The sequence below is a fragment of the Streptomyces sp. NPDC002580 genome (assembly GCF_042889485.1).
GTDB lineage: Bacteria > Actinomycetota > Actinomycetes > Streptomycetales > Streptomycetaceae > Streptomyces.
Genome location: NZ_JBIAQZ010000011.1, coordinates 65,275 through 82,787 on the forward strand (window position 1 = coordinate 65,275; position 17,513 = coordinate 82,787).

20 protein-coding genes are annotated in these 17,513 nt (G+C 71.4%); 14 read left to right on the forward strand and 6 right to left on the reverse strand.

Going from position 1 to position 17,513, the window contains the following annotated elements; all coding sequences use genetic code 11:
- Nucleotides 1-2: 2 nt before the first annotated feature.
- From ACFYW7_RS30195 to ccsB, 3 genes are read left to right on the forward strand one after another with little or no spacing between them, the layout of a single operon-like run.
- Complete coding sequence (locus ACFYW7_RS30195; protein ID WP_389508116.1) at nucleotides 3-782, forward strand: cytochrome c biogenesis CcdA family protein; 780 nt, start codon at nucleotides 3-5, stop codon at nucleotides 780-782.
- 3 nt (nucleotides 783-785) lie between these two features.
- Nucleotides 786-2,606: a cytochrome c biogenesis protein ResB gene (locus tag ACFYW7_RS30200; protein ID WP_389508118.1), complete on the forward strand. Its 1,821-nt coding sequence runs from the start codon at nucleotides 786-788 to the stop codon at nucleotides 2,604-2,606.
- Nucleotides 2,603-3,724: a c-type cytochrome biogenesis protein CcsB gene (ccsB, locus tag ACFYW7_RS30205; protein WP_389508120.1), complete on the forward strand. Its 1,122-nt coding sequence runs from the start codon at nucleotides 2,603-2,605 to the stop codon at nucleotides 3,722-3,724. The genes ACFYW7_RS30200 and ccsB overlap by 4 nt, the downstream gene beginning before the upstream one ends.
- A 78-nt stretch (nucleotides 3,725-3,802) precedes the next feature.
- Here ccsB and ACFYW7_RS30210 read toward each other — a convergent pair whose 3' ends face one another.
- Together ACFYW7_RS30210 and ACFYW7_RS30215 are read right to left on the reverse strand one after the other, a co-directional pair.
- Entirely contained in the window at nucleotides 3,803-4,885 is a 1,083-nt protein-coding gene (locus tag ACFYW7_RS30210) for a hypothetical protein (RefSeq protein WP_389508122.1), read from the reverse strand.
- A gap of 251 nt (nucleotides 4,886-5,136) precedes the next feature.
- Nucleotides 5,137-5,595: a nucleoside deaminase gene (locus ACFYW7_RS30215; protein ID WP_389508124.1), complete on the reverse strand. Its 459-nt coding sequence runs from the start codon at nucleotides 5,593-5,595 to the stop codon at nucleotides 5,137-5,139.
- A gap of 175 nt (nucleotides 5,596-5,770) precedes the next feature.
- Here ACFYW7_RS30215 and ACFYW7_RS30220 point away from each other — a divergent pair, with 175 nt between their 5' ends.
- The gene (locus ACFYW7_RS30220; RefSeq protein ID WP_389508126.1) at nucleotides 5,771-6,793 is read left to right on the forward strand and encodes a DMT family transporter; all 1,023 of its coding nucleotides are present in this window, start codon (nucleotides 5,771-5,773) and stop codon (nucleotides 6,791-6,793) included.
- Here ACFYW7_RS30220 and ACFYW7_RS30225 read toward each other — a convergent pair.
- On the reverse strand, nucleotides 6,678-7,583 hold the full coding sequence (locus ACFYW7_RS30225; protein WP_389508128.1) for a LysR family transcriptional regulator: 906 nt from the start codon (nucleotides 7,581-7,583) through the stop codon (nucleotides 6,678-6,680). The two genes, ACFYW7_RS30220 and ACFYW7_RS30225, sit on opposite strands and share 116 nt — an antisense overlap.
- Before the next feature lies 1 nt (nucleotide 7,584).
- A complete protein-coding gene (locus tag ACFYW7_RS30230) occupies nucleotides 7,585-7,989 on the reverse strand; it encodes a PLD nuclease N-terminal domain-containing protein (protein WP_389508130.1) in 405 nt (134 codons plus the stop codon).
- An 89-nt stretch (nucleotides 7,990-8,078) separates the two neighbouring features.
- On the opposite strand from ACFYW7_RS30230, the gene ACFYW7_RS30235 reads away from it, so the two are divergent.
- Complete coding sequence (locus ACFYW7_RS30235; protein WP_389508132.1) at nucleotides 8,079-9,530, forward strand: menaquinone biosynthesis decarboxylase; 1,452 nt, start codon at nucleotides 8,079-8,081, stop codon at nucleotides 9,528-9,530.
- Complete coding sequence (gene mqnP / locus ACFYW7_RS30240) at nucleotides 9,527-10,429, forward strand: menaquinone biosynthesis prenyltransferase MqnP (RefSeq protein WP_389508134.1); 903 nt, start codon at nucleotides 9,527-9,529, stop codon at nucleotides 10,427-10,429. The genes ACFYW7_RS30235 and mqnP overlap by 4 nt, the downstream gene beginning before the upstream one ends.
- Before the next feature lie 11 nt (nucleotides 10,430-10,440).
- Here the strand turns inward: mqnP and ACFYW7_RS30245 are convergent, their stop codons facing one another.
- Complete coding sequence (locus ACFYW7_RS30245) at nucleotides 10,441-10,710, reverse strand: GntR family transcriptional regulator (RefSeq protein WP_389508136.1); 270 nt, start codon at nucleotides 10,708-10,710, stop codon at nucleotides 10,441-10,443.
- Nucleotides 10,711-10,890: 180 nt separating this feature from the next.
- Between ACFYW7_RS30245 and ACFYW7_RS30250 the strand changes: the two genes are divergently transcribed.
- The 8 genes from ACFYW7_RS30250 to ACFYW7_RS30285 all read left to right on the forward strand — a co-directional run bounded on the left by ACFYW7_RS30250 (nucleotide 10,891) and on the right by ACFYW7_RS30285 (nucleotide 16,166).
- Nucleotides 10,891-11,226: a hypothetical protein gene (locus ACFYW7_RS30250; protein ID WP_389508139.1), complete on the forward strand. Its 336-nt coding sequence runs from the start codon at nucleotides 10,891-10,893 to the stop codon at nucleotides 11,224-11,226.
- Complete coding sequence (locus ACFYW7_RS30255; protein ID WP_389508141.1) at nucleotides 11,223-11,606, forward strand: hypothetical protein; 384 nt, start codon at nucleotides 11,223-11,225, stop codon at nucleotides 11,604-11,606. The genes ACFYW7_RS30250 and ACFYW7_RS30255 overlap by 4 nt, the downstream gene beginning before the upstream one ends.
- Before the next feature lie 250 nt (nucleotides 11,607-11,856).
- Nucleotides 11,857-12,546 (forward strand): UbiX family flavin prenyltransferase, encoded by a 690-nt coding sequence (locus tag ACFYW7_RS30260; protein WP_389508143.1) that lies wholly within the window; start codon nucleotides 11,857-11,859, stop codon nucleotides 12,544-12,546.
- Nucleotides 12,547-12,710: 164 nt separating this feature from the next.
- Nucleotides 12,711-13,166, forward strand: coding sequence for an Lrp/AsnC family transcriptional regulator (locus ACFYW7_RS30265; protein ID WP_389508145.1), 456 nt, complete (start codon nucleotides 12,711-12,713; stop codon nucleotides 13,164-13,166).
- Nucleotides 13,167-13,275: 109 nt separating this feature from the next.
- Entirely contained in the window at nucleotides 13,276-14,439 is a 1,164-nt protein-coding gene (gene mqnE, locus ACFYW7_RS30270; RefSeq protein WP_389508147.1) for an aminofutalosine synthase MqnE, read from the forward strand.
- Between the two features lies 1 nt (nucleotide 14,440).
- Complete coding sequence (locus ACFYW7_RS30275; RefSeq protein ID WP_389508149.1) at nucleotides 14,441-14,974, forward strand: GNAT family N-acetyltransferase; 534 nt, start codon at nucleotides 14,441-14,443, stop codon at nucleotides 14,972-14,974.
- Between the two features lie 105 nt (nucleotides 14,975-15,079).
- A complete protein-coding gene (locus ACFYW7_RS30280; protein WP_389508151.1) occupies nucleotides 15,080-15,391 on the forward strand; it encodes a DUF4229 domain-containing protein in 312 nt (103 codons plus the stop codon).
- A gap of 70 nt (nucleotides 15,392-15,461) precedes the next feature.
- Nucleotides 15,462-16,166, forward strand: coding sequence for a TetR/AcrR family transcriptional regulator (locus ACFYW7_RS30285; RefSeq protein ID WP_389508154.1), 705 nt, complete (start codon nucleotides 15,462-15,464; stop codon nucleotides 16,164-16,166).
- A 147-nt stretch (nucleotides 16,167-16,313) separates the two neighbouring features.
- Here the strand turns inward: ACFYW7_RS30285 and ACFYW7_RS30290 are convergent, their stop codons facing one another.
- Entirely contained in the window at nucleotides 16,314-17,330 is a 1,017-nt protein-coding gene (locus ACFYW7_RS30290) for a MaoC/PaaZ C-terminal domain-containing protein (RefSeq protein WP_389508157.1), read from the reverse strand.
- Nucleotides 17,331-17,513: the final 183 nt, after the last annotated feature.

Sequence of the window (17,513 nt, forward strand, 5' to 3'; positions counted from 1 at the left end):
GCGTGTCCCTCCTCCTCTCGTCCACGCAGCTCGCCTCGGCCGACCTGAGCGGCACGGTCTCCGACGGTGCCCTGCTGCTCGCGCTGCCGATCGCGGTCCTCGGCGGCCTCGTCTCCTTCTTCTCGCCGTGCGTCCTGCCGCTCGTCCCCGGCTATCTGTCGTACGTCACCGGGGTGAGCGGCACCGATCTGGCGGACAGCAGACGCGGGCGGATGGCGGCGGGCGCGAGTCTGTTCGTGCTCGGCTTCACCGCCGTCTTCGTCTCCGGCGGAGCCCTGTTCGGCTACTTCGGGTCGACGCTCTTCGCGTACCAGGACACGCTGTCCAAGGTGCTCGGCGTGCTCATGATCCTCATGGGCGTCTTCTTCATGGGGCTGATGCCCTGGCTGACCCAGCGCGAGTTCCGCTTCCACAAGCGGCCGGTGACGGGTCTGCTCGGGGCACCGGTACTGGGCGCGCTGTTCGGCATCGGCTGGACGCCCTGCATCGGTCCGACCCTCGCGTCCGTGCTGGCGCTCTCCTCCAACGAGGCGAGTGCCGGACGTGGCGCCATACTGACCGTCGCGTACTGCCTCGGTCTCGGCGTGCCCTTCGTCCTCGCCGCTGTCGCCTTCCGCAAGGCACTCGGCGCGTTCGGCTGGGTCAAGCGCCACTACGTCTGGGTCATGCGCATCGGCGGCACGATGATGATCGTGACCGGCGTGCTCCTGCTCACAGGCGCCTGGGACAGCCTGGTGCAGCAGATGCAGACGTGGTCCAGCGGCTTCACGGTAGGGATCTGATCCATGAGCACGACCGACACTGACACCGGCGCCGGCGCCGAGGGGACGGCCGAACCGGCGGCGGCCAAGCGGCACATCGGGGTGAGCGCCGACGGCGAACTCGGCGAGGCCGGCTCGCAGCTGTCCACCGCCCCCGTGGAGACGGTGGTGCCCGGCTCCTTCGGCGGCCCGCGCACTCCCGGCGCCGCGGGATGGATCGCCTGGAGCGCCCGCGAGGCCGTCGGCTGGGCCCGCTGGTTCTGGCGCCAGCTCACCTCGATGCGGGTCGCGCTGATTCTGCTCTTCCTGCTGTCGCTCGGCGCCATCCCCGGATCCGTGATCCCGCAGTCCGGCACCGACGCGGCGAAGGTGCAGGAGTTCAAGGACGCGCACAGCGTGCTCGGCCCGCTCTACGACCGGCTCGGCCTGTTCCACGTGTACGGCTCGGTGTGGTTCTCCTCGATCTACATCCTGCTGTTCGTCTCGCTCATCGGCTGCATCGTGCCCCGCACCTGGCAGTTCGTCGGGCAGTTGCGCGGCCGTCCGCCGGGCGCCCCCAAACGGCTGTCCCGACTGCCCGCGTACGCGACCTGGCGCACGGCCGCCGAACCCGAGCAGGTCCGCGAGGCCGCGCTGAAGATCCTCGGGCAGCGGCGCTTCCGGGCGCACATCGAGAAGGACGCCGTCGCCGCCGAGAAGGGCTACCTGCGCGAGACCGGCAACCTGCTCTTCCACATCGCGCTGATCGTCATGCTCGTCGCCTTCGCCTGGGGCCAGCTCTTCAAGTCCGAGGGCGACAAACTGATCGTCGAGGGCGACGGCTTCTCCAACACGCTCCTGTCCTACGACGACTTCAAATCCGGCAGCCTCTTCAGCACCGACGACCTCACGCCGTTCAGCTTCGACCTGAAGAACTTCACCGGCACCTACGAGCGGACCGGCCCCAACAAGGGCACCCCCCGCACGTACCAGGCGACCGTCACCTACAACGTCGGCGCCTACGGCAAGGGCCGGAAGGCCGTCGTCAAGGTCAACGAGCCGCTGGTGGTCGGCGACTCGAAGGTCTACCTCACCGCGCACGGCTACGCGCCCGTCGTGACCGTCCGGGACGGCAGGGGCGAGACCGTCTTCCACGGCGCCGTGCCGCTGCTGCCGCTCGACTCCAACGTCACCTCGCAGGGCGCCGTCAAGGTCATGGACGGCTACAAGGACGCGCGGGGCAGGAGCGAACAGCTCGGCTTCTCCGCCTTCTTCGTGCCGACCTTCGCCGGGGCGGGCAAGGGCGACATGTTCTCCCAGTTCCCCGCGCTCGACTACCCCGTGCTCGCGCTGAGCGGCTTCCACGGCAGCCTCGGGGTCGACGCCGGTCTCCCACAGAACGTGTACCAGCTCGAGACCTCCCACATGAAGCAGTTCAAGGACGCGAAGGGCGACATCCTCAAGTCGCGGCTGCGGCCCGGCGAGACGATGAAGCTGCCGGACGGAGCCGGTTCGATCACCTTCGAGAAGGACATCAAGGAGTGGGCGAACTTCCAGGTCACCCAGCAGCCCGGCAGTGACTGGGCGCTGGCCGGAGCGTTCGCCGCGATCCTCGGCCTCGCCGGATCGCTGTTCATCCAGCGCCGCCGTGTCTGGGTGCGGGCCACCACCGGTGCCGACGGTGTGACCGTCGTCGAGATGGCCGGGCTCGGCCGCAGCGAGTCCGCGAAACTCCCCGAGGAGCTCGGCGACCTGGCCGCGCTCGTGCACGAACAGGCACCCACCAAGTCCGACGAAGACGCGGCACCCACCGACGCCGACGCCGAACCCCCCGTATCCGCCGCCGAAGGGGCTGAGAAGCCGTGACGCTCGCCACCGCCCACGACCTGGGCGCCGTGACCGAACTGGCCACCGCGACCAACGAACACCTCGCCAACATCAGCAACACGCTGATCTACTCCGCGATGGCCGTCTACACCCTGGCCTTCCTCGCCTTCATCGCCGAGTGGCTCTTCGGCAGCCGCAGCAAGGTCGCCCGCACCGCGAGCGCGCTCACCGCGACCGGCGGACAGGCGGACACGACGGCCCCCGAGGTCACCGTGCAGAAGGCCGGCGGCACCGCCGTACTGGAGCGGCCGAAGGTCGTCACCCGGTCCTCGGCCGGCTCGCGGGACGTGCCCGACGGGCCCGGCGCGCACGGCGGGGACGAGCAGGGCGACCTCTACGGGCGCATCGCGGTGTCCCTCACCGTGCTCGCGTGGGCCGTCGAGGCGGCCGGTGTCGTCGCCCGCGCCCTGTCGGTGCGGCGGGCGCCGTGGGGCAACATGTACGAGTTCAACCTCACCTTCTCCACCGTCGCCGTCGGGGTCTTCCTCGCGCTGCTCGCGCTGCGGAAGAACGTCCGCTGGCTCGGCCTGCCCCTGGTCACCTCGGTCCTGCTCGACCTCGGTCTCGCCGTCACGGTCCTGTACACCGCGAGCGACCAGCTGGTCCCCGCGCTGCACTCGTACTGGCTGTACATCCACGTCTCGACCGCGATCCTGTGCGGCGCCGTCTTCTACGTGGGTGCCGTCGGCACGCTGCTCTACCTCTTCAAGGACTCCTACGAGAACAAGCTCGTGAACGGCGGGACGCCCGGCAGGTTCGCCACCTCCGTCATGGAGCGGCTGCCCGCCTCGGCCTCGCTCGACAAGTTCTCCTACCGGGTGAACGCCGCCGTCTTCCCGCTGTGGACGTTCACGATCATCGCGGGCGCGATCTGGGCGGGCGACGCCTGGGGCCGCTACTGGGGCTGGGACCCCAAGGAGACCTGGGCGTTCATCACCTGGGTCGCCTACGCCTGCTACCTGCACGCTCGGGCCACGGCCGGATGGAAGGGCCGCAAGGCCGCCTACATCGCCCTGGCCGCGTTCGGCTGCTGGCTGTTCAACTACTACGGCGTCAACATCTTCGTCAGCGGCAAGCACTCCTACGCGGGCGTCTGACCCGTCCCGACGCGACACGGCCGGCCCCGGTGACCCCGTCACCGGGGCCGGCCTTCGTCGTACGGGCTCCTGGTCCCCTCAGCCGCCGGGCACGGCCTGCGGTGGCAGCGCGACGAGCAACGCCCGCGAGGACGGAGAGATCCCCGGACGCCAGCCGGTCTCCCGGGCCGCCTCGGGCAGGGCGAGCCGGCCCGCGTTGCGCAGCGCCGGATGCGCGTAGCCGCGGAGCGCGGCGAAGAACACGACCTGGTCCGTGATGCCGTCGGCGCGGTCGCGCAGCACCGGTTCCAGGAGTCCGAGGCCCCCGGGCTCCTGGACGTTGTCGATCAGCAGGACCGGGCGTCCGTGCCGGTTCGAGCGCTGGACGACTCCCGCGTAGGCGTCGTCGAGGTCCGCCAGCATCGCCCGGACGAGATGGCGTTCGGCGTGTCTGCGGGAGTCGCCGCCCGCCCGGAAGTGCCGGGAGAGCAGGACCAGCGCGAGTTTGGGGCTGCCGCCCGCGCCCGGGTAGTCCCGGTACCAGGTGGCCGCCCTGCGCAGTCGGCGGTGGGCCGGGGCGACGCCCTCCGTGAACGCCTCCAGGGTGGCCTCGATGATCGGCTCCACCACGGGACGCGTTCCGCTCATCGACGTGACGAGCTTGGAGATCGCCTTGCTCACCCAGCGTCCGTCGAGTCCGGACAGCCACGAGTCGGTCCGGCTGAGCAGCAGGATCCGTTCCGCCTCCTGCCGCAGGCGGGGCACGTCGTGGGTGCTCCAGCCGCCCGCGGTCACGGCCAGCAGTCCGGAGGACAGCCGCGGGAAGCCGATCCGGCCGGCGCCCTTCACCGGTTCGGCGAGCTGCTCCGCCGCCGTGGTGAGCGCCTGCCCGACCGGGGACCAGGACTCCGCGGGGCGTTCGGCGGGCGGCGCGGCGAACTGCCGGTCCTCGCCGTCGATCAGGGCGAGGGGCGTGTGCCCGCGGTAGGCGTCGCGCAGTTCGAGGAGCGCGGTCGTCTTGCCCAGTCCCCGGCCGCCCGCGAACACCACGAAGGGCGGTTCGCCGGGATGTTCGTACGGCGTGGCACCGAGCTGGTACGGACGCAGGCCGACCAGTCGTGAAGCGAGTCCGGGCGGTTCGGTGTCGAACAGCGCCCCGTTGACGTGCAGCCCTGTGTGCACCGCAACTCCCCCTGGTCCGCGGCCCGGTCCGATGTGCTGTTGTGAGGTGTATCAACAACAGGTGAGGAAGGGGCGGTTGGTTCGGAATAGGCTGCGGGTCGTCCGTTCGGCTGCCCATGTGTTCCGCTGTTCAACCGGTAATGATCGAATCGCGCTGTCGGCGCGGGCGGATCTGAGCGTCGCCGGAGCCCGCGCGACGCGGGCCCACGGGCGCGGGCCGGAGCCGGTCCGCCACCAGGCCGTCACCGGCGTCAGCCGCCGATGTCCTCGTTCCACAGAACCGGGTTCGCCGCCACGAAGTCCCGCATCAGCCGCGTGCACGCGGGATCGTCGAGCAGCACGATCTCCACGCCGAGCCCGGCGAGCCAGTCGTGTCCGCCGTGGAAGGTGGCCGCCTCGCCGACGACGACCCGGGAGATCCCGAACTGCCGGACCAGGCCGCTGCAGTACCAGCAGGGCGACAGGGTGGTGACCATGGTCGTGCCGCGGTACGACCGCTGCCGTCCCGCGTCCCGGAAGGCGGCGGTCTCGGCGTGCGCCGAGGGGTCGCCGTCCTGGACACGGCGGTTGTGGCCGCGGCCCAGAAGGGTGCCGTCCGCGCCGTACAGCGCGGCCCCGATGGGGATGCCGCCCTCGGCGAGCCCCGCCCGCGCCTCCGCCACGGCGGTGCCGAGCCACGCGCGGGCCTGTGCCTGATCGATGCGCTCCATCCCCCGATTCTCCCGGGACCCGCGCTCTCCGGCGGCCGAGGGCGCGCATCGGCACCCTGGACAGGACCCCGTCGGCACCGTCGGCGGGCCCCCATCGGAGCCGTCGATGGTGCCATCGGCAGGACGCCCCGGCAGCCCGTGGCCCGACGCCGGGTCCCGCTCCTACCTTCGGGGCATGACCTCCACCACCGCAGTCGAGAACAAGGGCGCCGCCCAGCTGACCGCCGCCATGATGCTCTCCGGCACCCTCGGCGTCTTCGTCGTCGAGTCCGGGGCCTCGCCCTTCGACGTCGTGTTCTTCCGGGTCCTGTTCGGGGCGCTCGCCCTCGGCGGCTACGCGCTGGCCCGGGGCTGCTTCCGGGGCCACGGCCTCACCCCGCGCACGCTCGGACTCGCCGCGCTCGGCGGGGTGTTCATCGTCTTCAACTGGGTCCTGCTCTTCCAGTCGTACGAGAACACCTCGATCTCCGTCGCGACCGTCGTCTACCACACCCAGCCCTTCTACGTGGTGCTGCTGGGCGCCCTGCTCTTCCGCGAACGGCTCACCGCCGCCAAGGCGGGCTGGATCGCCGTGGCCTTCGCCGGCCTGATCCTCGTCTCGGGGGTCTCCCCGGCCGACTTCACGAACGGCGGAACGTACCTCACCGGCGTCGGCCAGGCCCTGCTCGCCGCGCTCCTCTACGGCCTGGCGACCCTGGTCACCAAGCAGATCACCGGCGTACGGCCCCATCTCGTCGCGCTCGTCCAGGTGCTCGTCGGCATCCCGCTGCTGCTCCCCTTCGCCGACTTCGGCGCGATGCGCGGCACCGGCGCGGACTGGGGCTGGCTGGTCGGGCTCGGCGTCGTCCACACGGGGCTGATGTACGTCCTGATGTACGCCGCGTACGCCAAGCTCCCGACCGCGAAGATCGCGGTGCTCGCGTTCACCTACCCGGCCGTCGCGATGGTCATGGACTGGGCCGTGTACGGCCACCACATCGGACTCGTCCAGGCCCTCGGCGTCCCGCTGATCGTGACGGCCAGCCTGAAGGTCACGCTCTCCCGGACCCGTCCGGCGGACGGGACCGCGCGGACCGTCCGGGTCAGCCGGGCCGCCCGGACTCCTCGGACATCAGCTGCCGGGCCCGCTCGACGAACAGCCGGGCGTGAGCCGGCAGCCGCTTCCCGGCCCGCCACGCCAGTTGGGTCGACAGAGTGAACGGCGTCTCCCAGCCCAGCCGTACGAGCTCGCCCCGCGCCAGCTCCGCGGCGACCGTCACCTCGGGAAGCAGCGCGACACCGAGGCCGGCCGCCGCGGCCCGCTTGGTCGCCTCGATCGTGCCGAACTCCATGAACGAGACCGGCGATCCTTCCGGGGCGCGGGAGTTGAGTTCGCGCTCGAACAAGTCCCGGTAGGCGCAGCCGGGTTCGGTGGCGAGCAGCGGACGCCGAAGGATGTCGGCCGTGGCCGGTGCCGTGCCGGTGAGCGGATCACCGGGGGCGGCGACCAGCGCGAGCGGTTCCACCGACAGCACCGCGACCTCGAGACCCGGGTGCTCGGTCTCCTCCTCCATCAGGAAGCCGACGTCGTACGTGCCCTGGCGCAGCGCCCGGCGGGTGTCGTCGCCGATGGTCGTGCGCAGCGAGAGCCGCACCCGGGGATGGCGGTGGTGGAAGAACTCCAGGAGCGGCGGCAGCCGGTACGAGGTCAGGGACTCCATGGTGCCGACGGTGAGCGTCCCGGAGGGCTCCTCGGCGTCGACGACCGCGGCCCGCGCCTCCTCGGTCAGCTCGATGATCTGCCGGGCGTAGGGCAGCAGCCGTGTCCCCGCCTCGGTCAACCGGATCCGGCTGCCGAGCCGGTCGAAGAGTTCCGTGCCGAGCGAGGACTCCAGGGCGCGGATCTGACTGGTCACACTGGACTGCGCGTACGCCAGCTCGGTCGCGGCCCGGGTGAAGCTCAGCACGCTCGCGACCTTCTCGAAGGTCACCAGCAGGCGCAGTTCCATGTCAGGAATCCTCGTCGGTCCCGGTCCGGTCCCGGTCCTCGCGCCGCTTCAGCTCGTCCTCGCGGCGTCGCAGATCGGCCTCCCAGTCCTTCAGCAGCGCCTCGTCCTTGCGGTTGTCCGCCTTGAGGGATGCGAGGAACTCGGGGTTGTCGTCGGGAGCGACGAACGCCGTCCGCTGGTTGCGGTGCCACTCGGAGGGGGTGGAACCGCCCGCCGGACCCTTGCGGTTGCGGCCCGCGACCAGCCAGGCGACCGGACCGACCAGCACCTCGCCGAAGAGCAGGATGATGATGACCCAGACGACCTTGGGCAGGCCCCTGACCTCCTCCTCCGGCGTGTTCAGGCAGTCGATGAAGGCGTAGATCCACAGCGCCAGGACCAGCAGGAAGGGCAGATACCTGAGCATGGCCGAACGTTCCCCCAGTGAGTGACGGCTGGGCGGCGCGGGCCCCCCGGTGACGGGCACAGGTTAGCCGGTGGCCGATACTTGGACACATGGCTTACGACGATCTTCGCTCCCTGCTCAGGGCGCTGGAGCGCGAGGGTGACCTCAAGCGCATCAAGGCCGAGGTGGATCCGTACCTGGAGGTCGGGGAGATCGTCGACCGGGTCCAGAAGGCGGGCGGCCCCGCGCTGCTCTTCGAGAACGTGCGCGGGTCGGCGATGCCGCTCGCGATGAACGTGTTCGGCACCGACCGGCGTCTGCTGAAGGCCCTCGGCCTGAAGTCGTACGCCGAGATCTCCGACAAGATCGGCGGGCTGCTGAGGCCCGAACTGCCGCACGGGTTCGTCGGGGTGCGCGAGGCCTTCGGGAAGCTCGGCGCGATGGCGCACGTCCCGCCGAAGAAGGTCAAGGACGCGCCGGTGCAGGAGGTGGTGCTGCGCGGCGAGGACGTCGACCTCGACGCCCTGCCCGCCCTGTTCACCTGGCCCGACGACGGCGGCTCCTTCTTCAACCTCGGGCTCACCCACACCAAGGACCCCGAGTCCGGCATCCGCAACCTCGGTCTGTACCGGCTCCAGCGCCACGACAAGCGCACCATCGGCATGCACTGGCAGATCCACAAGGACAGCCGGAACCACTACCAGGTCGCGGCCCGCAGGGGCGAGCGGCTGCCGGTGGCGATCGCCTTCGGGTGCCCGCCCGCCGTGACGTACGCCTCCACCGCCCCGCTGCCCGGTGACATCGACGAGTACCTCTTCGCCGGGTTCCTCCAGGGCAAGCGGATCGAGATGGTCGACTGCAAGACCGTGCCGCTCCAGGTGCCGGCGAACGCCGAGGTCGTCCTCGAAGGCTGGCTGGAGCCGGGCGAGATGCTGCCCGAGGGGCCGTTCGGCGACCACACCGGGTTCTACACCCCGCAGGAGCCTTTCCCGGCGCTGACCATCGACTGCGTGACGATGCGCCGGCGGCCGCTGCTCCAGTCCATCGTGGTGGGACGGCCCCCGACGGAGGACGGACCCCTCGGCCGGGCGACGGAGCGTTTCTTCCTCCCCCTGTTGAAGATCATCGTCCCGGACATCGTGGACTACCACCTGCCGGAGGCGGGCGGCTTCCACAACTGCGCGATCGTCGCGATCGACAAGAAGTACCCCAAGCACGCCCAGAAGGTGATGCACGCCGTCTGGGGCGCCCACATGATGTCCCTGACGAAGCTCATCGTGGTCGTCGACGCGGACTGCGACGTCCACGATCTGCACGAGGTCGCCTGGCGCGCCCTCGGCAACACCGACTACGGACGTGACCTCACCGTCGTCGAAGGCCCGGTCGACCACCTCGACCACGCGTCCTACCAGCAGTTCTGGGGCGGCAAGGCGGGCATCGACGCGACGAGGAAGTGGCCCGAGGAGGGCTACACCCGGGACGGCGGCTGGCCCGAGATGGTGCTGTCCGACCCGGAGACGGCGTCGAAGGTCGACCGCCGTTGGAAGGAGTACGGGCTGTGAGTTCAGCTTCCGCGGCGCTTCCGCAACCGGGCCGGACCAAGGCGTTCCTGCGCCTCGTCATGATCGAGCACTCGGTGTTCGCGCTGCCCTTCGCCTACATCGCCGCGCTGACCGCGATGTTCGCGGCGGACAAGAACATCCACTGGGTGACACTGCTCCTCGTCACCGTCGCGATGGTCGGTCTGCGCACCTTCGCCATGGCGGCGAACCGGATCATCGACCGCGAGATCGACGCCCGCAATCCCCGCACGGCCCAGCGCGAACTGGTCACCGGCGCGATGAGCGTGAAGCACGCCTGGACGGGCGCGCTGGTCGCCCTGGTCGTGTTCCTCGCCGCCGCGGCCCTGCTCAACCCGCTGTGCCTGGCGCTGGCGCCCATCGCGGTCATCCCGATGGTCGTCTACCCGTACGGCAAGCGGTTCACGAACTTCCCGCAGGCGATCCTGGGTCTCGCCCAGGCGATGGGCCCGATCGGCGCCTGGATCGCCGTCACCGGCACCTGGTCGTGGGACGCCGTGATCCTCGGCCTCGCGGTCGGCGTCTGGATCGGCGGCTTCGACCTCATCTACGCCTGCCAGGACGTCGAGACCGACCGCGAGATCGGCGTGATGTCGGTGCCGGCGCGGTTCGGCATCCCCGCCGCCGTCCGGGGCGCGCGAGGCTGTCACGCCGTGACGACGGCCCTCTTCGTCTGGTACGGGCTCGCCACCGGCGCGGGTGCCTTCTTCTGGCTCGGCCTGGTGATCGTCGCGGGCGCGTTCCTCTACGAGCACTCCATCGTGAAGCCGCACGACCTGACCCGCCTGAACCGGGCGTTCTTCCAGGTCAACGGTTTCATCGGCATCGCGCTGTTCGTGTGCGCGCTGCTGGATCTGCTGGTGCGGGGGCTCACCGTCTGAGCGGGGTGCCGTCAGTCTGTGCTTTCGGTTTGTTCCGGGGCGCCCGCAGGTGACGCGGGCGCCCCGATGACGTAGGTCCCCTTCGCGGGCAGGGTCGCCACCAGGTCTCGCTTCCGAAGCTCGACGATGGCGCGGCGCACGGTGCCGATGCTCACGCTGTACAGCTCCGTCATGGCCCGCTCGCCGGGTAGCGCGGCTCCCCGAGGCAGCTTGCCGGACGCGATGTCGGCGGCGATGGCGTCCGCGAGTTTCACGTATTCGTAGCGCGGCAATTCACTCATGCTCCAACGGTGGCGCACCCCTCCGCTGACCGCAGAGTCGGGACGCGGCATACCGCGTCCCGACGCGGTATGCCGCAGTGGGGTGCAGGGGGACGCGGTTACCGGTAAGGTCGAAAAGGAAGACCCCGGCGGCCTGGCAGGGCCCCGGGGCATGGCCAACGCTGGTTGAGGAGCGTCGACATGCTCGACCTTATCCGTCGTACCGTCCACCGCCTGAGTCTTCTGCTCGGCCCGGGCACCGGAACCCATCGCGCGAGACCCCGAATCGCCTGGCAGCCGTACGCCGCCGCCCCGCACCGGCCGGCGGCGCCCCTCTCCCTCCCGCGGCACCGTTCCCCGTACGGCCTCGACGCGCCGCTCGACGGGGACGCGAGCCGTCTCGTGCGCCCCTACCTCACCGCCCACGACCAGGAACGCGCCCGGCAGCGCCGCCGCCGTACCGCCCTGGTGCTCGCCGCCGACTTCGGGATCGACCTCGACCGGCATCTGATCGGCGCGGAAGGGGTGCTCGCATGACGGAGCCGACGCCGTGCGCGAAGCCCCCGGGCCGGATCACGGACCTGCGTCTGCTGCCCTGGCCGTCCCCCGACGGCAAGCCGTGCTACCTGTCGTCCGGGGGCGCGCACGGGTGGGTGACGCGGCTCGCCGACACGGTCGAGGAACGGCAACTGGCCACGGGGGCGGAGGTTCTCGTCCTGGCCCGGGAGGTGCTGGACGACCCCATGGCCCCGTACACCGAGGTGAGGTACGCGGCCATCAGGGTGGCCGAGTGCCTCGGCGACGCCCTGCGGGTGGCCGAGTCCCGGGGGCTGCGCGTGCCCGCGCCGGACACCGGGGGCGACGGGGCGGACCGGACCGGTGGAGCGGGGTCACCCGCCCCGGAGCCGGGCCGGTGAGCCGCCGGGCCGTGTACCGCCACGTGCGGCACACGGTCCGGCACGACCCGAACCGCGGGACGGGTTCCGCGCGGGCGCTCGCCGAGGTCAACGGCTCCACCGGGACGGCCCTGTTCGTGTGCGCGGGCGCCGATCGTGCGGCCGGTGTCCGACCCTGTGAGTACGGTGATCGGCACCGCGCGCCTCCCCGTGGACCCGAAGAACCCCGGCCCGTCCTGAGCCGGGGCCGCCGCGCCGGTAGGCTCAGGGTGTGAACGCAGGAGAATCGCAGCGTCGGCCTTGGATCGTGGGGGTGTCCGGCGCGTCCGGTACGCCGTATGCGGCCGCCGTGCTGCGTTCGCTGGTGGAAGCGGGGGAGTGCGTCGACCTGGTCGTCAGCAGGGCCTCGCGGCTCACGCTGCTCGACGAGACGGGTCTCCCGTTCCGTGACGCCCACTGGCGTGCTGACCTGCGCGAATGGCTGGCGCGGGGAGCGGACGGCAAGCCCGGAACCTTCGACGTCCCCGAGGAACGTCTCGACGGCGTACGGCACTGGAGCGCGGGCGACCTGGCCGCGGGACCCTCGTCGGGCTCGTACCCGGCCAAGGGCATGCTCATCGTGCCCGCGTCCACCGCCTGCGTCGCCGGAGTCGCCCTCGGCCTCTCCAAGGACCTGTTGCAGCGGGCCGCGAGCGTCACCCTCAAGGAGGGCCGCAAGCTGGTCGTCGCCGTGCGGGAGACCCCGCTGAACGGGCAGACGCTGCGTCACCTGGTCTCCCTGGACGACGCGGGCGCGACCGTGCTGCCCGCCTCGCCGGCGTTCTACGCGGGAGCCACCCACATCCAGGACCTGGTGGACTTCGTCGCCGGGCGGGTCCTCGACGCGGCGGGCGTCGAACACCGGCTGTACCGCCGCTGGAAGGGCGAACTCGGGGGCGGTTCCCGGGGAGACACCCCCTGACGGACGCGCACGACGCACCGGGCATCATCGGGCGGCCGGGGTTCAGCACCTCCGCGGACCTTCGCGACACCCCGGGACCCGAAGAGCTCAACACCTCAAGACCTCTCCAGACCTCAAGACCATTCAGACCTCTCAAGACCTTTTCAGCGGAAGGCTTCGATCGCATGGACGCGGTGGACAGGCAGCTCATCCAGGCCCTGAGGGAGAACGGCCGGGCCTCCTACGCGGAGCTGGGGCGCCTCGTCGGTCTGTCGGGACCCAGTGTCACCGACCGCATCAACCGGCTGGAGGCGGCCGGTGTCATCACCGGTTACCGCGCGACGGTCGACTCGGCCTCGCTCGGTCTCGGCGTCACCGCCCTGATCGGCATCTCGCTCTCCGACGCCGCCGACCACGAGGACGTGGCCCACCGGCTGCGCGACCTCCGCGAGATCGAGGACTGCTGGTTCATCGCGGGCGACGACTCGTTCATGCTCAAGGTGCGGTCGAGCGATGTCGACGGTCTGGAGAAGACCATCCGGCGCCTGTCGGGCACCAAGGGCGTCTCCCGGACCCGTACGACGATCGTGCTCTCCACGAAGTGGGAGAACCGGGTCGGAGAGCTGCCCGAGGAGGACTAGCGGGACCGGCGGACGTCCCCGGGTGCGTGAAGGCCCTGATGGGGGGCGGTCCGCCCGGAGGGCGGGGGAGTACGGTTGGCAGCGTTTCGTCACAGGGAGAGGTAATCGCATGGATGTCGGGCTCAAGCGCGAGCTGGAGGACAAGGTCCGGGCCGGTGAGCGGCTCACCCGCGAGGACGGCATCGCGCTGTACGAGTCGGACGACCTGGCCTGGCTCGGCGGGCTCGCGCACGAGGTGCGCACGCGGAAGAACGGCGACGTCGTCCACTTCAACGTCAACCGTCACCTCAACATGACGAACGTGTGCACCGCGTCCTGCGCGTACTGCTCGTTCCAGCGCAAGCCGGGTGAGAAGGACGCGTACACGATGCGCATCGAGGAGGCGGTCCGCCTCGCCACGGCGATGGAGGGCGAGAACCTCACCGAGCTGCACATCGTCAACGGCCTGCACCCGAGCCTGCCGTGGCGCTACTACCCGCGCTCGCTCAGCGAACTGAAGAAGGCGCTCCCGGACGTCTCGCTGAAGGCGTTCACGGCCACCGAGATCCACCACTTCGAGACCATCTCGGGGCTGTCGGCCTCGGAGATCCTCGACGAGCTGATCGAGGCCGGTCTGGAGTCGCTGACCGGCGGCGGCGCGGAGATCTTCGACTGGGAGGTCCGGCAGCACATCGTCGACCACCGCACCCACTGGGAGGACTGGTCGCGCATCCACCGCCTCGCGCACGAGAAGGGTCTCAAGACCCCGTGCACGATGCTGTACGGGCACATCGAGGAGCCCCGCCACCGCGTCGACCACGTGCTGCGGCTGCGTGAGCTCCAGGACGAGACCGGCGGCTTCCAGGTCTTCATCCCGCTGCGCTACCAGCACGACTTCGTGGACATGAAGGACGGCAAGGTCAGGAACCGCCTCCAGGCGCGTACCCAGATGGCGACCGGCGCCGAGGCCCTGAAGACCTTCGCGGTCTCCCGGCTGCTCTTCGACAACGTCCCGCACGTCAAGGTCTTCTGGGTCATGCACGGCGTCCAGACCGCGCAGCTCGCGCTCCAGCACGGCGCCGACGACATGGACGGCTCGGTCGTCGAGTACAAGATCACGCACGACGCCGACAACTACGGCACCCCGAACAAGCTCACCCGCGAGGACCTGCTGGACCTCATCCGGGACGCGGGCTTCCGCCCGGTGGAGCGCAACACCCGCTACGAGATCATCCGCGAGTACGACGGACCGGACCCGGCGCGCAGGGAGTCGCCGCAGCCGATGCGGGTCTGACGTGGCGCTGGACTTCGAACTGGACCCGGCGGTCACTCCCGCGCTCCGGGACGGTGTCGTCGCCCTGTGGGTGGACGTCTCGAACGCGGGCGGCTCCGTCGGCTTCGTGCCGCCGGTGACCGCCGGCGAGGTCCGTCCCGAACTGGTGAAGCACTTCGTCGCCATGGCGGAGGGCCGCACCCGGCTCCTGGTCGGCCGGGACGAGGAGGGCGGCGTCGCCGCGACCGCCTTCCTCACCCGCAACACCCACCGGCTGATGAGGCACTGGATCTGGCTGTACACCGTGATGGTGCACCCCCGGCACCAGGGCAAGGGGTACGGGCGCGACCTGCTCGCGGCGGTCGAGGAGGCCGCGGGCACGCTCGACGGCGTCGACGCGATCCGGCTGACCTGCCGGGGCGGCGAGGGGCTGGAACACTTCTACGCCTCCTGCGGGTACAAGGAGGTCGGGCGGGTGCCCGGCGCGATCCGCGTCGCTCCCGGGGACGAACGGGACGACATCACGATGCTGCTGTCCCTCGCGCTCGGCGGCTGAGGACCCCGCACCCGCGACCCAGGACCCCCTGCAAGATCGTCGTCCCGCCGTGCTTCACTGGACAGTGCCCTTTTGGGAATGTCCGGAACGGAAGAGTGGATTGAGATGCTCCGCTACACACTGATGCGCCTTGGGATCTTCGTGGGCTGCCTCGGGGTCGTCTGGGGCCTCGTCTACTCGGGCATCGCCCCACGCGGCCTCGGCGACTCCAACTACATGTGGGTCGTCCTGCTGGCCCTGGTGATCTCCGCGCCGATCAGTTTCGTCGTCCTGCGCGGGGAGCGCGACCGCGCCTCGGCCCAGGTCGTGGCCCGCGTGGACCGCGCCAAGGCCAACCTGGAGCGCAACCGCAACCAGGAGGACGCCGTCGTCGCCCAGGCCGAGTCCGCCGACAGCGCCCGGGGTCAGGCCTCCTGACGCTCCCGCGCCTGCCGTCCGACGCTCCCGTGCGCCCGGCGCGGCGGCGGCCGATCGTACGCTTGGCGCCATGGGTGCTGTGAAGAGCAAACGGATGCCGCGCGCTGTACGCGAACAGCAGATGCTGGACGCGGCCGTACGGACCTTCGGGCGGTGCGGGTACCGGGCCGCGTCGATGGACGAGATCGCCGAACTGGCGGGCGTGTCCAAGCCGTTGGTCTATCTGTACCTGAACTCGAAGGAAGACCTGTTCACCGCGTGCATCCGGCGTGAGGCCAAGACGCTCACGGCCGCGGTCCGCGCCGGTGTCCGGGACGGACTGCCCGCCGACCGGCAACTCTGGGAAGGGCTGCGGGCGTTCTTCACCCACACCGCCGAGAACCCGGACGGCTGGGCGGTCCTGCACCTCCAGGCGCGTACGCACGGCGAGCCCTTCGCGGCCGAGGTCTCCGCGATGCGCGAGGAACTGGTCCGGTTCGTCACGCGGTTGATCGCCGACGCCGCGCGGGCCGCGCACCGTGACCCCTCGCTGCCCGAGCGGGAGGTCGCCGGGCTCGCCGAGGCGCTGGTCGGCGCGGCCGAGTCGCTGGCCGCGTGGGCCAACGCCACCCCGGGCGTCTCGGCCCGGCAGGCCGCCGCCACCCTGATGAACTTCGCCTGGGCGGGCCTCGGCACCCTCATGCAGGGACGGCACTGGACCCCTCCGGCCCCTGGGGCCCCGGCTGCCCCTGTGGTCCCCGCAGTGCCGGGGGCCCGGCCCGCCGGGGAGCTCTGACGCCCGGCCGGCGGCGCGCGGCGCGCCCGCGTCCCGGATCGTCCCAGGACGCGAGGCGACCCGAGGGCGCGAAGTAGTGGCTGCCGTGGGCCTCGCGGACCTCGAAGTCGGTGAGGGTTCCCGAACGGGCGCTGTTTCGACCGAAGTTCACTCGGTGCGCGCGGGGAGCGGCCGTACGTCGCCGGTCACATGGACGCGGTCGCCGGTGCGGAGTTCGAACGACGCGCCCCGCGCGGCGTAGGTCGCCGTCCCGGGGAGCGCCACGGGAGCCCTGAACTCGGCCCGCACGCCCACCGATTCCGGCGGCCCGTACTCGGCGAGGCAGCGCGCGACGGTCCACATGCCGTGCGCGATGGCGTGCGGGAACCCGAAGAGGCGGGCGGTGAGGGGATGCAGATGGATGGGATTGCGGTCGCCCGAGACGGCGCCGTAGCGCCGGCCGGTGTCCGCGGCGAGGTGCCACTCGCGGAGGGCGGGCAGCGGCCGCCGCTCCTCGGAAGAGGCCGACGGCCGCGCCTCCCACGGAAGTCCGGGCGGGGCGGTTCGGGGGGAGTCCGGCCGGGCCTCCCGCGAGGCCGCGCGTGAGGCGACCTCGCCGATGTCCGGCGGGAGTTCCCCCGGGGCGCCGCGCGGGGTGTTCCGCCGGACGGGGTCCCTGGGGCGGTGCCGGGCGAGATAGGTGCTCCGCGACTCCCACACCAGCTCGCCGTGGACCCGCGCCTCGGTCCGTACGGTCGCCTCGGTGCCCCGCCGGTGCGGTGCCAGCTTCTCGACCAGCACGGCGAGTTCGTACGCGGCGGCCGTGGTGGGCTCCCGGTGCTGGGTGATCTCGATCGCCGTGTGCACCAGTCCGAGGAGCGGCAGCGGGAACGCGCGCCCCGTCATGATCCGCATCGCCAGGGGAAAGGCGAGCACGTGCGGATAGGTGACGGGGAGGGCGGCCCTGCCGGTGGGGAACCCGCACACCCGCTCGTAGGCGGCCAGGTGGGCGAGGTCGACCCGTACCCCGGAGAGGGTCAGCCGGGTGGCGGGGGGCCGGGCGTCCGGGCCGGGGCGCTTGAAGGGGGAGAGCAGGGCGCCGCGGGCCAGCAGCGCGGTGAGGGAACCGGGGGAGGCGAGGTCGCGGGTCCGGGGCTCGGTGCGGACGGGGGGCCGAGTGCGCATCGGTTTCTCCGACTCTTCGCTCCGACGGAATTTACTCTGGAGTAAGTTACCCGGGGTAATGCTACGTCAGGGCCGAGGCCGGGTCGAGGGGTGCCGTCGCGGCCGGTGCGGGGGCGGGGCCCGCCGGGGATCGGCGCGGGTGCCCGGGAGGCGCGCTCCCGGGGGCGGGAGGGGCCGGGTCCG

Excerpts from the sequence above, each read along its gene's own strand:
- ACFYW7_RS30250 (WP_389508139.1), top strand. The coding sequence starts at position 10,891 with ATGCTCGACCTTATCCGTCGTACCGTCCACCGCCTGAGTCTTCTGCTC.
- ACFYW7_RS30215 (WP_389508124.1), bottom strand. The coding sequence starts at position 5,595 with ATGGAGCGCATCGATCAGGCACAGGCCCGCGCGTGGCTCGGCACCGCC.
- ACFYW7_RS30290 (WP_389508157.1), bottom strand. The coding sequence starts at position 17,330 with ATGCGCACTCGGCCCCCCGTCCGCACCGAGCCCCGGACCCGCGACCTC.
- ACFYW7_RS30245 (WP_389508136.1), bottom strand. The coding sequence starts at position 10,710 with ATGAGTGAATTGCCGCGCTACGAATACGTGAAACTCGCGGACGCCATC.
- ACFYW7_RS30230 (WP_389508130.1), bottom strand. The coding sequence starts at position 7,989 with ATGCTCAGGTATCTGCCCTTCCTGCTGGTCCTGGCGCTGTGGATCTAC.
- ACFYW7_RS30225 (WP_389508128.1), bottom strand. The coding sequence starts at position 7,583 with ATGGAACTGCGCCTGCTGGTGACCTTCGAGAAGGTCGCGAGCGTGCTG.
- ACFYW7_RS30255 (WP_389508141.1), top strand. The coding sequence starts at position 11,223 with ATGACGGAGCCGACGCCGTGCGCGAAGCCCCCGGGCCGGATCACGGAC.
- ACFYW7_RS30200 (WP_389508118.1), top strand. The coding sequence starts at position 786 with ATGAGCACGACCGACACTGACACCGGCGCCGGCGCCGAGGGGACGGCC.
- ACFYW7_RS30220 (WP_389508126.1), top strand. The coding sequence starts at position 5,771 with ATGACCTCCACCACCGCAGTCGAGAACAAGGGCGCCGCCCAGCTGACC.
- ACFYW7_RS30265 (WP_389508145.1), top strand. The coding sequence starts at position 12,711 with ATGGACGCGGTGGACAGGCAGCTCATCCAGGCCCTGAGGGAGAACGGC.
- mqnE (WP_389508147.1), top strand. The coding sequence starts at position 13,276 with ATGGATGTCGGGCTCAAGCGCGAGCTGGAGGACAAGGTCCGGGCCGGT.
- ACFYW7_RS30235 (WP_389508132.1), top strand. The coding sequence starts at position 8,079 with ATGGCTTACGACGATCTTCGCTCCCTGCTCAGGGCGCTGGAGCGCGAG.
- ACFYW7_RS30280 (WP_389508151.1), top strand. The coding sequence starts at position 15,080 with ATGCTCCGCTACACACTGATGCGCCTTGGGATCTTCGTGGGCTGCCTC.
- ACFYW7_RS30285 (WP_389508154.1), top strand. The coding sequence starts at position 15,462 with ATGGGTGCTGTGAAGAGCAAACGGATGCCGCGCGCTGTACGCGAACAG.